Source organism: Frateuria sp. (genome assembly GCF_035943815.1).
GTDB lineage: Bacteria > Pseudomonadota > Gammaproteobacteria > Xanthomonadales > Rhodanobacteraceae > Frateuria_A.
On record NZ_DASZBU010000007.1, the window covers coordinates 1 to 14,552 of the forward strand.

13 protein-coding genes and 1 pseudogene are annotated in these 14,552 nt (G+C 67.8%); 13 read left to right on the forward strand and 1 reads right to left on the reverse strand.

The window, feature by feature from the left end; all coding sequences use genetic code 11:
- The 3 genes and pseudogenes from VGU65_RS04500 to VGU65_RS04510 form a co-directional block, all read left to right on the forward strand.
- Positions 1-166: pseudogene (locus tag VGU65_RS04500) on the forward strand (UDP-glucose 6-dehydrogenase); the annotation flags it as partial.
- Positions 159-401, forward strand: a complete 243-nt coding sequence (locus VGU65_RS04505; protein ID WP_414655794.1) for a SlyX family protein — start codon at positions 159-161, stop codon at positions 399-401. The pseudogene VGU65_RS04500 and the gene VGU65_RS04505, both read left to right, overlap by 8 nt.
- Positions 402-464: 63 nt before the next feature.
- Entirely contained in the window at positions 465-1,022 is a 558-nt protein-coding gene (locus VGU65_RS04510; protein WP_327473276.1) for a DUF2058 domain-containing protein, read from the forward strand.
- A 70-nt stretch (positions 1,023-1,092) separates the two neighbouring features.
- Here VGU65_RS04510 and VGU65_RS04515 read toward each other — a convergent pair whose 3' ends face one another.
- Positions 1,093-3,153 (reverse strand): 3-hydroxyacyl-CoA dehydrogenase NAD-binding domain-containing protein, encoded by a 2,061-nt coding sequence (locus VGU65_RS04515; protein WP_327473278.1) that lies wholly within the window; start codon positions 3,151-3,153, stop codon positions 1,093-1,095.
- Positions 3,154-3,304: 151 nt separating this feature from the next.
- On the opposite strand from VGU65_RS04515, the gene VGU65_RS04520 reads away from it, so the two are divergent.
- The 10 genes from VGU65_RS04520 (at position 3,305) to era (ending at position 14,507) form a co-directional block, all read left to right on the forward strand.
- Complete coding sequence (locus VGU65_RS04520) at positions 3,305-3,802, forward strand: Ycf46 family AAA ATPase (protein ID WP_327473280.1); 498 nt, start codon at positions 3,305-3,307, stop codon at positions 3,800-3,802.
- Positions 3,803-3,812: 10 nt separating this feature from the next.
- A complete protein-coding gene (locus tag VGU65_RS04525) occupies positions 3,813-6,353 on the forward strand; it encodes a putative bifunctional diguanylate cyclase/phosphodiesterase (protein ID WP_327473282.1) in 2,541 nt (846 codons plus the stop codon).
- A 146-nt stretch (positions 6,354-6,499) separates the two neighbouring features.
- A complete protein-coding gene (rpoE, locus tag VGU65_RS04530; protein WP_327473284.1) occupies positions 6,500-7,096 on the forward strand; it encodes an RNA polymerase sigma factor RpoE in 597 nt (198 codons plus the stop codon).
- Entirely contained in the window at positions 7,093-7,740 is a 648-nt protein-coding gene (locus VGU65_RS04535) for a sigma-E factor negative regulatory protein (RefSeq protein ID WP_327473286.1), read from the forward strand. The genes rpoE and VGU65_RS04535 overlap by 4 nt, the downstream gene beginning before the upstream one ends.
- Positions 7,741-7,852: 112 nt before the next feature.
- The gene (locus VGU65_RS04540) at positions 7,853-9,343 is read left to right on the forward strand and encodes a DegQ family serine endoprotease (RefSeq protein WP_327473288.1); all 1,491 of its coding nucleotides are present in this window, start codon (positions 7,853-7,855) and stop codon (positions 9,341-9,343) included.
- Between the two features lie 194 nt (positions 9,344-9,537).
- Positions 9,538-11,328: a translation elongation factor 4 gene (gene lepA / locus VGU65_RS04545; protein WP_327473290.1), complete on the forward strand. Its 1,791-nt coding sequence runs from the start codon at positions 9,538-9,540 to the stop codon at positions 11,326-11,328.
- A 100-nt stretch (positions 11,329-11,428) separates the two neighbouring features.
- Positions 11,429-12,346 carry a signal peptidase I gene (gene lepB / locus VGU65_RS04550; RefSeq protein ID WP_327473291.1) on the forward strand — a complete coding sequence of 306 codons (918 nt, stop codon included), beginning with the start codon at positions 11,429-11,431 and terminating at the stop codon, positions 12,344-12,346.
- Between the two features lie 109 nt (positions 12,347-12,455).
- Positions 12,456-12,836, forward strand: coding sequence for a DUF4845 domain-containing protein (locus VGU65_RS04555; RefSeq protein WP_327473293.1), 381 nt, complete (start codon positions 12,456-12,458; stop codon positions 12,834-12,836).
- A gap of 6 nt (positions 12,837-12,842) precedes the next feature.
- A complete protein-coding gene (rnc, locus tag VGU65_RS04560) occupies positions 12,843-13,502 on the forward strand; it encodes a ribonuclease III (protein WP_327473295.1) in 660 nt (219 codons plus the stop codon).
- 78 nt (positions 13,503-13,580) lie between these two features.
- Complete coding sequence (gene era / locus VGU65_RS04565; protein WP_327473297.1) at positions 13,581-14,507, forward strand: GTPase Era; 927 nt, start codon at positions 13,581-13,583, stop codon at positions 14,505-14,507.
- Positions 14,508-14,552 lie beyond the last annotated feature (45 nt).

Below are 14,552 nucleotides of genomic sequence, written 5' to 3' on the forward strand. Positions count from 1 at the left end.
GTGGAAGGCGTTCCGTGCGCCGGACTTTGCGCGTATCCGCACCACGCTCAAGGAGCCGGCGGTGTTCGACGGGCGCAACCTGTACGACCCGGCGCAGGTGGAGGAGGCGGGGTTGGCGTACTACGGGATCGGGCGCGGGCGTTCGCTGAGGACGGCCCGTGTCTGACCTGCCCATGTCCGACTTGCGCATGTCCGAATTGAACCGCCGACTGGAGGAACTGGAGGTTCGCCTCACCTTCCTCGACGACACGGTGAGCGCGCTGGCCGCGGCCGACGCCGAACAGGCGATGCGGCTGGTTGCGCTCGAGCGCGTGTTGCACGACCTTCGCGCCGAACTGGCTTCGTTGCGAACGGCGCAGGGCAGCGACCCGCACAGCGAGCCACCGCCGCCGCACTATTGATGTTCTCGTTGCCGGCCGCTCGCGGCGTGCCGGCTGTCAATGCAATCGACTGGAAGATCGATCATGGCCGACTCCCTCCGTGATCAGCTGCTCAAGAGCGGCATCGTCAAGCAGGTGCGCGAGGAACAGCGTCCCAAGCCCCCGCAGCCGTCCCGCGGCGCCCGTCCGCCGCAGGGCAAGGCCAAACCGCACGCGTCGCCAGCGCGCCGCGACAGCAGCGAAATGGACCTGGCCTCGGCCTACGCGATCCGCGCGCAGGCCGAGGCCAGCGAGCGCAAGCGCGCCGAGCAGGAGGCCGCCGAACTGGCGCGCATCAAGCGCGAGCGCAAGGCGAAGATCCAGAAGCTGCTCGAAGGCCAGGTACTCAACAAGGCCGACGCCGACCACGTGCGGCATTTCGAATACGGCGGCAAGATCCGCCGTGTCCACGTCGATGCAGATCAGCTAGCGGCGCTGAACGAGGGCAGGCTGGGCGTCGTGCAGCAGAACGGCCGCTACCTCTTGGTCGGCCAGGCGATCGCCGAGCAGGTGCGTGCCATCGATCCACACCAGCTTGCGTTGCTGGTCGATCCGCAGACAGCGACCGACGACGACGGCGTGCCGGACGATCTGATGTGGTGACCCACGACTAGCCCGGGTCGGGGCTTGCGGGCGACTGCGGGGCATCGCCTGGCAGCCGGGCATCCCGCGATCAGGCGGCAGGCGGCGCGCGGAGCGCGGGTGAATCCCAGCCCTGCTTGGGCAGGAAGCGTTCGCCGTGGCGCTGCGCCAGCTGTTCGAGGCGGCCCCGCACCACGCTGGCGCCTTCGCTTCGTACGTACTGGATGGGGCCGCCACGGAACGGCGCGAAGCCGGTGCCGAAGATCACCCCCGCGTCGAGCAGGTCGGCGTCCTCCACCACGCCGTCGGCCAGACAGGCGACCGCCTCGTTGACCATGGGCAGGATCATGCGGTCCTGTATGTCCGGCGGAAGGGCGTAATCCGGATCGACCTCCGGCTTGACCGGCTTCCCCTCCTGCCACACGTACAGGCCCTGGCCGTCCTTCTTGCCGCGCTTGCCGGTTTCGAGCTTGTCCTCGATGCCTGGCGGCAACTCCAGTCCGAGGAAGGGTGCCAGTTCCTTGCCCACCGAGGCGCACACGTCCAGGCCCACGGTGTCGGCCAGTTCGATCGGACCCATCGGCATGCCGAATTTTTTTGCCTCGCGGTCGAGCACCGGGCCGGGCACACCCTCGCTGTAAAGGCGCAAGGCTTCCAGCAGATAGGGCATCAGGATGCGGTTGACCAGGAAGCCTGGCGTGCCCTTGACCGCCACCGGCACTTTGCCCAACGCCTTGCAGAAAGCCAGCGCGCGTTTCTCGATCGCCGGGTCGAGCTGGTCGTGACGCACCACCTCCACCAGCGGCATCTGCGCCACGGGATTGAAGAAGTGCAGGCCGAGGAAGCGCTGAGGCGCGGCCAGACCCCGGCGCAACTCGTCCAGCGGAATGCTGGAGGTGTTGCTGGCCAGTATCTCCTGCGCCTTGAACTGCGGCTCGATCTTCGCGTACAGATCTCGCTTGGCCTGCGCGTTCTCGTAGATCGCCTCGATGGCGAGGTCCGCCGCGGCGGCTCCCGCGCCTTCGACGTCCGCGCGCAGGCGGGCCATCGCGGCATCGACCTTGTCCGGGCTCTTGAGCTTTTTCTCATAGAAGCCGCGGGCACGGTCCAGCGCAGGCTGGATGAACTTCATCTCGCGGTCCTGCAGGGTCACCTCGTAACCCTTGTAGGCGGCCCAGGCGGCGATGTCGCCGCCCATCACGCCCGCGCCCACCACGTGCACGCGTCGGATGCCGGGGTCGATCCCGCCGCCGGCACCTTTCAGGCGCTCCTGCAGCAGGAACACGCGAATCAGGTTGCGCGCGGTGGACGTTTGCGCCAGCTTGGCCACCGAACGCGCTTCCAGCTTGAGCCGCTGCTGGATGCTCGGGCCGCCGCGCTGCCATACGTCGATCAGCGCGAACGGGGCGGGATAGTGTTCCTTGCGGACCTTCGCTGCGGTCTGCTTGGTGATCATCGGCGCCAGGATCTGGCGCACCGGCCACCAATTGGTGGCCCACGCCTTGGCGCGCTGCGCCACGGGGCGGACGTGCGGCCGGCGCAGCAGGGCGCGCGCCTCGGCCAAGAGTTCGGCCGGCGGCGCCAGGCGGTCGACCACGCCCAGCGCCAGCGCCCGCCGGGCCGACAGTGCCTTGCCGGTGAGCATCACCGGCAAGGCGTCGGTGGCGCCGATCAGCCGGGGCAGGCGGGCGGTGCCGCCCCAGCCCGGGTGGATGCCCAGCATCACCTCGGGCAGGCCGATCCGGGTGTTTTCGTCGTCCGCCGCGATGCGCTGGCGGCAGGACAGGATGAGCTCCGTGCCGCCGCCCATGCAGGCGCCATGCACGGCGGCGACGGTCGGGCAGGGTAGCCGGGCCAGCGACTCGAACACCTGCTGGCCATGGCGGATGTTCTCCAGCACGCTGTCCTGCTCGGCGTAGCGCACGAATTCCTTGATGTCGGCGCCGACGGCGAAACCCGAGGGCTTGCCTGAATGGACGATCACCCCGGCCGGCTTCTCGATCCCCAGTCGCTCGACAATCTGTTCCAGCTCGTCCAGTACCGCCCGGGACAGGGCGTTGACGCTGCTGTCGGCGCGGTCGAGCGTAAGGGTGACGATGCCGCCGTCGTCCACGCCCGTCTTCCAGTGATTGAAGCGCAGTCCTTCGAACATTGGCTTTAGCGAATCCAGCCGGTGGGTTCCGCACCATACCGCTGCGTGCGGATGAATGCGAGTTGATCCCCGGGCAGCGCCCGCCGGGCATTTTTCCGAACGGTGACCTGGCACTATTGCGCTTCGCCCGGGACTGCGTAACGTACGCCCGATGAACCCCTTGCTGGCCTCCGCCCCGCCACCGCCCGGCATCGAGATCTTCGAGCGCATCCTGGCCGCACCGGCCGGATTGATCCTGCTCGAGGGCTGCGACAGCCAGGCGCTGATCGAGCAATTCAGGGCGATCGTGCGGCGTAGCGGGCAGGCCGTGTACCTGTGGCAGCCGGACCTCGGGCTGGGCAACCTGGTCGATGCCCATGCGCGCGTGCCGGGCAGCCAGCGCCTCGGCGCGGCTTTGCGCTACATGCAGCAGAGCATGCATTTCGGAGTCTACCTTCTGATGGGGCTGGAGCCTCCCCTGTCGGCGATGGACAGCACCCTGCTTCGCCAGTTGGCCAAGCCTCCGGCGGGGCACGTGCGCCGGGTCGTGCTGCTGGATGCCTCGCCCGCGCTGGTCGACCACCTGGGCGACATGGCCTTCGCGCTGAAGGGCCAGCCGGACGCGCCGCTGCGGCCGCGCCTGCGCGACGGCCGCTGGCTTGTCGCCTGACGAGGCCCGCGTGAGCGCCGGCATCCTGGTGGTCGCCGCCCAGCGGGACTTGCGCCGGAACGTCTTCGACGCCCTGGATGGCGCCGGCCATCCCAACATCCATACCGCACGCGGCGTGCCGCATGCCGAGTTGCTGCTCGATGGAAGGCCGCCGCTGGCGCTGATGGTGGTGGCTTTCGACGGCGACGCCATCGACGCACGAACCTGCTGCGAGCAACTGCGGCGCATCCCGGCCTGCACCGAGGCACCAATGATCGCCGTCCTGGCCGACGGCGCGACGATCAAGCCGGCGGAACTGCCCGATGGGATCGCCGACTGGCTGTGCGCCTCGCAAGTCGAGTTGGAACTGGTCGTCCGCTGGCGTCGTGCGCGGCCGCCGGCCTCGTTGCCGTCGCCGGCGCGGCCGGACCAGTACCGCTTTGCGTTCGAGGAGGACGCGAGCGAGTGGCTGATCGTCGACCCGCAGACGGAGCGAGTGCTGGAGGCCAGTTCCGCCGTGGCGCGGCACAGCCACATGGAGATCGAGCAACTGGTCGGCCGCGGCCTGCGCGAATTGCTGGCTTTCGAGGGCATCGCCCCCGAACACGTGCTGCAGCAGGCCGACCGTCGCTGGTACGCCTGCCAGCGACGTTCCAGCCGCGGTGCCGATACCGGTCAGGCCAGCGCACGCAGGATCCGCTACGGCGGCGGCGAAGCCATCGCGCTGATGTTCCGCAGCGACCGCGCCGACGTCCGCGCGGAGGCAGCGCTCAGCCTGCTTTCGCGCATGTTCGCCTCGGCCAGCGGCATCGACACGCAGAAGGTCGCCGCGCGCCTGCTGGTCGACGAACTGGGGCTCGACTACCTGGCGTTGTGGTCGGCGCGGCCGGAGGAGGGGGCCTCCTCGCCCCACCTGCTGATCCAGCTGTGGCGTGGCGACGACCAGCCCTGGCCGGCGCCCGCCCAGCAGGGCGCGTTGCGCCAGGTGCTGGACGGCAAGGCGGTGCTTCATCCGGCCGATGCGCGCCGGCTGGTCGCGGACGACCCGTTGGTGGATCTGCTGGGCGTATCCGGCTTCGCCGGGCTGCCGCTGTTCGACGAGCGGCGCGCCGTGCTGGGTGCATTGCTGGTCGGCAGCCGCACGCCCTTCGGCGACGTGAGCCTGCTCGAACCGGTACTGCGCTGCGCAGCGGCGCGCTTCGCTCATGCGCTGGAGCTGCGCCAGACCCGCGAGCAGGGCCGCGCCGAAGGCCTCATCGATGCGCTCACCGGCCTGCCCAACCGGCTCCTGTTCGCCGACCGCCTGGACACGATCATCCGCGAGGCGCACCGCACCGGCGAAACCTTCGCGGTGTTGTTCGTCGACCTGGACCGGTTCAAGGACATCAACGACACGCTCGGCCACGCCGCCGGCGACCAGGTGCTCAAGACGGTCACCCATCGCCTGTGTTCCAGCGTGCGCGCTTCCGACACGGTGGCGCGCTATGCCGGCGACGAGTTCATCGTGGTGCTGCGTCACATCATCAAGAACGATGACGTGCTGCGGGTAGCCGAGAAGATCGTGCAGGTGATGGAAGCGCCGTTGAAGCTCGGCGGCGATGAGGATCCGCTCAAGGTCACCGCATCGATCGGCGTGAGCTTCTTTCCCGACGACGCCAGCGACGCCGAAACCCTGCTCAAGCACGCCGACGAAGCGATGTACTCGGCCAAGCGCCAGGGCCGCAACAACTTCCACATCTACGAGATCAGCCCCGAGCAGGCGCAGCAGCACGACGTGCTGCTCAAGACCCGCCTGCGCCACGCCGAGGGCAATGGGGAACTGCGCGTGTTCTACCAGCCGCAGGTCGATGCCGAGAGCGAGGACATCGTCGGCATGGAAGCGCTGGTGCGCTGGGAGCATCCGGAGCTCGGGCCGATCAGCCCGGGCGTGTTCATTCCGCTGGCGGAGGAGACCGGCCTGATCGTCTCGCTCGGCGCCTGGGTGCTGCGCACCGCTTGCCGCCAGGCGTGCGAATGGGAAAACAAGTACGGCCTCGGCCTGCGCTTGGGCGTGAACCTCTCGGCGGTGCAGCTGATGGAGCCGGACCTCTTGGACACGGTGTCCGCCGCGCTGGAGGAAACCGGCCTGGATCCACGCCTGCTGGAGCTGGAAGTCACCGAGAGCATCAGCATCAAGGCGGTGCCCAACCTGGTGGAGAACCTGCACGGCCTGCACCGCCTGGGCTGTCGCATCGCCATCGACGACTTCGGCACCGGCGCCGCTTCGCTGGATTACCTGCGAAAGCTGCCCGCCGATCGCATCAAGATCGACCAGAGCTTCGTGCGCAACATCGGCATCGACCCGGACGACGAGGCGATCGTGCGCGCCACCATCGAGATGGCCCACCGCCTCAAGCGCGGCGTGGTGGCCGAGGGCGTGGAGATCGAGCAGCATCTGAAGTTCCTGCGCGCCAACCATTGCGACGAGTTGCAGGGCTATCTGTTCTGCCGCCCGTTGCCACACGCCAGCTTCGAGCGCCTGTTGGCCGAGCGCCAGCGCCTGCTGGTCGAGCCCCAGGCCATCGTGGCTTGAGCCGGGCGCCTGCCGGCCCCATGACGGTTCGGTCCGGCGGGCCGTGACACCTGTGTGAACTTGCACCGCCGCGGCTTGTCTGTAGGCGGCGCGTTACCATCCGGCTGGCGCCACGAGCGATCACGATCTTAAGGAGAACGGCCCGGATGGGCGAAAACGAACTGGATAGCGTCCTGGTCGAGCGTGTCCAAAACGGCGACCGGCGCGCCTTCGACCTGCTGGTGCGCAAGTACCAGCACAAGGTGATCGGCTTGATCTCCCGCTACGTCAACAACTACGCCGAGTGCGAGGACGTGGCGCAGGAGGCGTTCGTGCGCGCCTGGCGCGCGATCGGCTCGTTTCGCGGCGACAGCGCTTTCTATACGTGGATGTACAAGATCGCGGTCAACACGGCGAAGAACCACCTGGTCGCGATGGGCCGGCGGCCACCCACCGACGACATCGCGGCAGAAGACGCGGTTTTCCTCACCGGCACCGAGCGCATGCAGGAAAGCGCCACACCCGAGCGCGAGCTGCTGCGGCAGGAAATTGAACAAACCGTCTTCGGCACTGTCCAAGCGCTGCCAGAGGAGCTCCGCACCGCCATCACGCTGCGCGAGGTGGACGGCCTGAGCTACGAGGAAATCGCCGAAAAGATGGGCTGCCCCATCGGTACGGTGCGTTCGCGGATCTTCCGCGCGCGCGAGGCGATCGATCAGCAACTGCGGCCGCTCTTGTCGGACCGCGAGGATCATTCGACATGACGCAAGCCCAACGTGAAGACCTATCCGCCGGCATCGACGGCGAGCTCGCCCGCGACGAAATGCGTTTCCTGCTTCGTCGGTTCGAGCACGACGGCGAACTGCGGCAGGCGTGGACGCGCTATCACTTGGCGCGCGATGGCCTGCGCCGGCAGTTGCCGGCGGTGGCATCGGCGGGTTTTGCGGAACGGGTGGAACGGGCGATCGCGCAGGAGACGACAGGCCGCGCCGCGCGCCGCGCGCCGCACTGGCTGCGCTGGTCGGCCGGAGGCGCGATCGCTGCGGGCGTCGCAGTGGCCGCGCTGATGATCGCCCGGCCGGTGAGCGACGAGGATCATGTCGCGGCCAGCGTGGCCCAAACCAGCCCGGCCATCGGGATGGCGCTGCCCTCCGAGCCCGCCGCGCCGGCCGCGGTGCCGCCGTGGCTCAGCGCCGACAATGCATCGCGCTACAGCCAGCAGGCTGCAGCGACGTTGGGCGAAAGCTACGGCGAGGCGGCGATGCTGCCTTATGCGCGCAGCCTGTCACCCTACCGCCTGCAATCGGCGCGCTCGTTCGACAACCAGAACGGCTACCTACTGTTGGTCGATCCCCAGCAGGCGGCCGCCGCCCGCGTCCAGCGCCAGGCGGCTGCCGGCGCCCGATGACCCGGCCCGCGTTGCTCCCGCCGCGGCCCATTATCCCTCTAGCTTCCGGCCGGCCCGCTTTTCGGGTCGTGCATGGTCGCGCCCGTATTGATGCCATGAAGGAGGAATGTCCATGAATCGAATTCCGTTGCGTACCCTGGCCTGCTGCGTGCTCATGGGCCTGGCGGCCACCGGCTGTGCGCAGGCGCAGCCGCCGGACGCACAGGCGAGCGCTCCGGCCGCCAAGTCGATGCCGGCGGCAGCTGTAATGGGCGCGAGCCTGCCCGACTTCACCGGCATCGTGCAGAGGAATGCGCCGGCCGTGGTGCATGTCGAGGCCAAGTACAACGGCCAGCGCCGCCAGCCGCGCATGCAGGCAGGCATGCCGGACGATCCGCAGCTTGACTTGTTCCGCCGCTTCTTCGGCATGCCCATGATGCCCTCGCCCGAAGAGCAGGAGCACACCTCGCTGGGATCGGGTTTCATCCTCTCCAGCGATGGCTACATCCTGACCAACAACCACGTGGTCGACGGCGCCGACTCGGTCAGCATCCGCCTGCAGGACCGCCGCACGCTTACCGCCAAGGTGGTCGGCACCGACCCGAACTACGACATCGCGCTGCTCAAGGTCGACGCCAAGGGCCTGCCGGCGGTCGCCATCGGCGACTCCCGCACGCTCAAACCGGGCCAGTGGGTGCTGGCGATCGGCTCGCCGTTCGGCCTGGACTACACCGTGACTCAGGGCATCGTCAGCGCGATCGGCCGCAATCTGGGTTCCGGCGATCAGCCCTACACCTCCTTCATCCAGACCGACGTGCCGATCAACCGCGGCAACTCCGGCGGCCCGCTGTTCAACCTTCAGGGACAGGTGGTGGGCATCAACTCGCAGATCTATTCCAATACCGGCGGCTACCTGGGCGTGTCGTTCTCGATCCCGATCGATGTGGCGATGAACGCCGTGCAGCAGATCAAGCAGCACGGCTACGTCACCCGCGGCCAGTTGGGCGTGACCGTGCAGCAACTGACGCCCGACATGGTCAAGGCGTTCGGGCTCGATCGCGGCCAGGGCGCGGCGGTGACCAATGTGCAGGATGGCAGCGGTGCAGCCAAGGCCGGGATCCAGGCCGGTGACGTCATCCTGGGCTACAACGGCCAGCCGATCGATTCGGCCGCCGACCTGCCGCCGCTGGTCGGCATGACCAAGCCGGGCACCAAGGTGCCAGTGGAGATCCTGCGCAACGGCAAGAAGCAGACGCTGCAGGTGGCCGTCGGCGAGGCGCCGCACGGCAAGAACGGACCGAACGTCAGCGACCAGTCGCCGGCCCAGTCCGGTTCGGCCGCCCTGGGCCTCTCCGTGCGCGAGCTGGACGCGGACACCCGCCAGCAGCTCGGCCTGCCTGCGGGCGAGGGTGTGGTCATCGGCGACGTCACCGGCCCGGTGGCGGCTCGCGCCGGGCTGCAGCCGGGCGACGTGATCCTGCGGGTGAACCAGCAGGCGATCGGCAGCGTGTCCGCGTTCCAGGCGGCCACCCGTGGCCTCAAGGCCGGCGATACCGTGCTGTTGCTGGTGCGGCGCGGCGACCAGACGCAATTCGTGGCACTGACGCTGCCGTCGGGGAAGTAACCGCTGTCCCGCACGTCCGGTAGGCGAGCCTTCCCCCGCGTGGCGGGGGGAGGTTCCGGGGCAGCCCCCGCAGGCAGGCTCGACCGACGGTCGTCGGGCTGGCATTCCATGCGACAATACCGGGTTCGTATCGCCATCCCGGCGGTCCGCGGCCTGCCACCGAGCAGCCTGCGAAAGCCCGACCAGCGTATTCCATGGAACTGATCCGAAACTTCTCCATCATCGCGCATATCGACCACGGCAAGTCGACCTTGGCCGACCGCATCATCCAGATCTGCGGTGGCTTGAGCGAACGCGAGATGGAAGCGCAGGTGCTCGACAACAACCCGATCGAGCGCGAGCGCGGCATCACCATCAAGGCCCAATCGGTGTCGCTGCCGTACAAGGCGCGCGACGGCAAGACCTATCAGCTCAACTTCATCGACACACCCGGGCACGTGGACTTCTCCTACGAGGTCTCCCGCTCGCTGGCTGCCTGCGAAGGCGCGCTGCTGGTGGTGGATGCCGCCCAGGGCGTGGAAGCCCAATCGGTCGCCAACTGTTACACCGCGGTGGAGCAGGGCCTGGAAGTGGTGCCGGTGCTCAACAAGATCGACCTGCCCACCGCCGACCCGGAAAAGGTCAAGGGCGAGATCGAGGCGGTGATCGGCATCGACGCCACCGATGCGGTGGCGATCAGCGCCAAGACCGGGCAGAACGTCACCGAGGTGCTCGAGGCGATCGTCGCGCGCATCCCGCCGCCCAAGCCGCGCGATACCGACCGCCTGCAGGCGCTGATCATCGACTCGTGGTTCGACAACTATCTGGGCGTGATCTCGCTGGTGCGCGTGATGCAGGGCGAGATCAGGCCTGGCGACAAGCTGCTGGTGATGTCCACCGGCCGCGTGCACGAGGTCGACGACGTCGGCGTGTTCACTCCCAAGCGCAAGAAGCTGGACAAGCTCGGCGCCGGCGAGGTGGGCTGGATCAATGCCTCGATCAAGGACGTGCACGGCGCGCCGGTCGGCGACACGTTGACGCTGGCCGCCAAGCCCGCCGAGAAGCCGTTGCCGGGCTTCCAGACCATGCAGCCGCGCGTGTTCGCTGGCCTGTTTCCGGTCTCTGCCGACGATTACCCGGCCATGCGCGAAGCGCTGGACAAGCTGCGCCTGAACGACGCGGCGCTGTTCTTCGAGCCAGAATCCTCCGAGGCGATGGGCTTTGGTTTCCGCTGCGGCTTCCTGGGGATGCTGCACATGGAGATCGTGCAGGAGCGGCTGGAGCGCGAGTACGATCTGAACCTCATCACCACGGCGCCGACGGTGGTCTACGAGGTGCTCAAGACCGACGGTTCGGTGCTGGCGCTGGACAATCCCGCCAAACTGCCGCCGGTGCCGCAGATCGAAGAGATCCGCGAGCCCATCATCCTGGCGAACATCCTCACGCCCCCCGACTACATCGGCAACATCATCACCCTGTGCGAGGAAAAGCGCGGCGTGCAGCGCTCCATCCAGTACCTGGCCACGCAGGTGCAGATCAGCTACGAGATGCCGCTGGCCGAGGTAGTGCTGGACTTCTTCGACCGCCTGAAGTCGGTCTCGCGCGGCTACGCCTCGATGGACTACCACCACGAACGCTTCGAGGCGGGCCCGTTCGTGCGCGTGGACGTGCTGATCAACGGCGACCGCGTGGACGCACTCAGCCTGATCGTGCACCGCAGCCACGCCGATCGCCGCGGCCGCGAACTGGTCGAGCGCATGAAGGACCTGATCCCGCGCCAGCAGTTCGACGTGGCCATCCAGGCCGCCATCGGCGCGCAGATCATCGCCCGCTCCACGGTCAAGGCGCTGCGCAAGAACGTGTTGGCCAAGTGCTACGGCGGCGATGTCAGCCGCAAGAAGAAGCTTCTGGAAAAGCAGAAGGAAGGCAAGAAGCGCATGAAGCAGGTCGGCCGCGTGGAAATTCCGCAGGAGGCCTTCCTTGCCGTGCTGAAAGTGGATAAATAGCTTTTGCCGGGAATCGTCGATCGGGAATCGGGAATCGCAGGGCGGGCGCCAGCGATTGAGCATTGACGATTGACCATTCGCGGATCTTCAAGGAACCCCCATGGAATTCGATTTCTCCGCCATCCTGCTCGCCCTCACCGTGCTGTTCGGCGTGGTGTGGGGACTGGACCGGCTGTTTCTCTACAAGAAGCGCAGGGCGCGCCTGGATGCGGCCGGCGAGGCCTATCGCGACCCCGCGCCGGTGGACTGGGCGCGCTCGCTGTTCCCGGTGGTCTTTGTGGTGCTGGTGCTGCGTTCCTTCGTGGCCGAGCCTTTCCGGATTCCCTCCGGCTCGATGATGCCGACCCTGGACGTGGGCGATTTCATCCTGGTCAACAAGTTCGCCTACGGCCTGCGCATGCCGGCGTTCAACAACAAGTTCCTCAGCCTGGGCGAGCCCAAGCGCGGCGACGTCGTGGTGTTCCGCTTCCCGGGCTATCTCTGCCAGGACGACAACGGCAAATGGACGCGCAGCGGCGACATCAGTTGCTCCGATCCGCACGCGCCGGTGCCCAACCAGAACTGGATCAAGCGGGTGATCGGCCTGCCGGGCGATACCATCGAGTCGCACGGCGACCAGCTGCTCATCAACGGCAAGCCGGTGGCCGCCGACCTGATCGGGCCGTTCCAGGGGCGCCCCAACGGAGACGAATCGCGGCTGATGCGCGACTACGGCGCCACCGTGTGGACCGAGCACCTGCCACGTTCCACCGGCGCGGGCAACATCGACCACATGATCGCCCGCATGCCGGCCTATTCGATGCCGTTCTCGATTCCCAACGACAAGGTGCCCGCCAAGGTGCCGGCCGGTTGCTACATCGTGATGGGCGACAACCGCTACAACAGTACCGACAGTCGCTGGTGGGGCTGCCTGCCGGAGCAGAACCTGGCCGGCAAGGCGTTCCTGATCTGGCTGAGCTGGAAGGGCGCCGGCAACGGCTGGATCGACTTTCCCCGCATCGGCAAGATCATCCACTGACGCAGGGCGTGACGGGCGCCGCTTTGGGGCCCATGACGGCCGCCGGCGCGGCGCGCGAGAATCACCCACAGAACGAGGCAAGCCGCCCGGGCGGCATAGCGAGGGGACTATGAAGAGCAAGCAAGCGGGCATCACCCTGATCGGGTTCCTGGTCGTGCTGGCCGTGGTGGCGTTCTTCGGCTACATGGCGATGAAGCTGGTGCCGGCCTACACCGAGTTCATGGGCGTATCCAAGGCGATGAACCAGATCGCCACCAGCGGCACGGAAGGCAAGTCGCTGGACGACATCCGCCGCGACCTGATGTTCAAGATGGGCTTCCAGTACGTCGACGACGCCACCATCCGTCCGCAGGACATCACCATCGACCGCTCCAACGGCGCGAGCGTGCTGCACGTGAGCTACGAGAAGCAGATCCCGTTCGTCTACAACATCGATTTCCTGCTGCACTTCGACAAGAGCGTGCCGCTGCGGGGCAATGTGGCGCTCTGACCGCACGTGAAGCTGGACTACCGTTTCCGCGATCCCGCATTGGCCGAGCTGGCTCTCACGCACCGAAGCGTGGGCCGGCCGAACAACGAGCGGCTGGAGTTCCTCGGCGATGCGCTGCTCGGCGCGATCGTCGCGGAGATGCTCTACGAGGCGCACCCGCGGGCCAGCGAGGGCGAGCTTTCCAGGTTGCGCGCGCAGCTGGTCAACGGACAGGCGCTGGCGGTGCTGGCGCGGGAGCTGGAATTGGGCGAGCGGCTCAAGCTCGGCCCCGGTGAGCTCAAGAGCGGCGGCTATCGGCGCGATTCGATACTTGCCGACGCCTTCGAGGCATCGATCGCGGCGGTCTACCTCGATGGCGGATTCCAGAGCTGCCGCGACATCGTCCGCGCCCTGTTCACCCAGCGCGTGGCGGACCTGCCCAGGTCGTCCAAGGATGCCAAGACGCGCTTGCAGGAGTGGCTGCAGGCGCGGGGTCTACCGCTGCCGCTCTACGAACTGATCGGCAGCCAGGGCGACGACCACGCGAAGACCTTCGAGGTCGCCTGCAGCATCGCCGAGCCGTCGTCGCTGCGGGTCCATGCGAGCGGTCCTAGCCGCCGCGCGGCCGAGCAGGAAGCCGCCGAGATGGTGCTCGCCCATTTGGACGAGCTGCAGCCGCCCGCCTGAACCATACATTCCCTGCCGCTGGCGCCGAAGGCCCGGCGGCGCCATGCTTCGTTACCCGCCAGCCAGGCTCCATCCCCCATGAATGACCCCATCGAAGCCGGCGAGCTGCCGCATCAGGATTTCCGTTGCGGCGCGGTCGCGCTGGTCGGCCGCCCCAACGTAGGCAAGTCGACCCTGCTCAATGCGCTGATCGGTTTTCGCCTGTCCATCGTCAGCCCTCGTCCGCAGACGACCCGCCACCGCATCCTGGGCATCGCCACCGGCGAGGCAGGGCAGGTGATGTACGTGGACACGCCCGGCCTGCACCGCGGCGCCAAGCGCGCCATGAACCGCAGCCTGAACCGTGCCGCACGCACCGCGATGGCCGAAGTGGACCTTGCCGTGCAGTTGATCGAGGCCGGCCGCTGGACCGACGAGGACGAGGCGCTCTACGCCGCGCTCGTCGAGCAGAACGTGCCGCGCCTGCTCGCCATCAACAAGGTCGACCTGGCCAAGGACAAGGGCGCGCTGCTGCCGTTCGTCGCCGAGCTCACCGCGCATCACCAGTTCGAGGATATCCACTACGTCAGCGCGCTCAAGCAGAAGGGCCTGCAGGAGCTGGAGCGGGCGATCCTCCAACGCCTGCCGGTGCGTCCGCCGGTATTCGGACCCGACGAGATCACCGACCGCAGCGAGCGCTTCCTCGCCGCGGAGATGGTGCGCGAGCAGCTGATGCTGCGGCTGGATCAGGAGCTGCCCTACGCCACCACGGTCGAGATCGAGCAGTTCAGGGACCGCGACGACGGCGTGGCCGAAATCCACGCGGTGATCTGGGTCGAGCGCGAGGGCCAGAAGGCGATCGTGATCGGGCAGGGCGGCGCGCAGTTGAAGGCCATCGGCAGCGCCGCGCGCCGCCACATGGAACGGCTGTTCGAGCGCAAGGTCTTTCTCAAGCTCTGGGTGAAGGTGCGCGAGGGCTGGGTAGACGACGAGGCGATGTTGAAGAAGCTGGGGTACACGGATTGAAGCGCGGCACGTGGCAGGCCGCGTGAATAGGGATGCCGAGGCGTG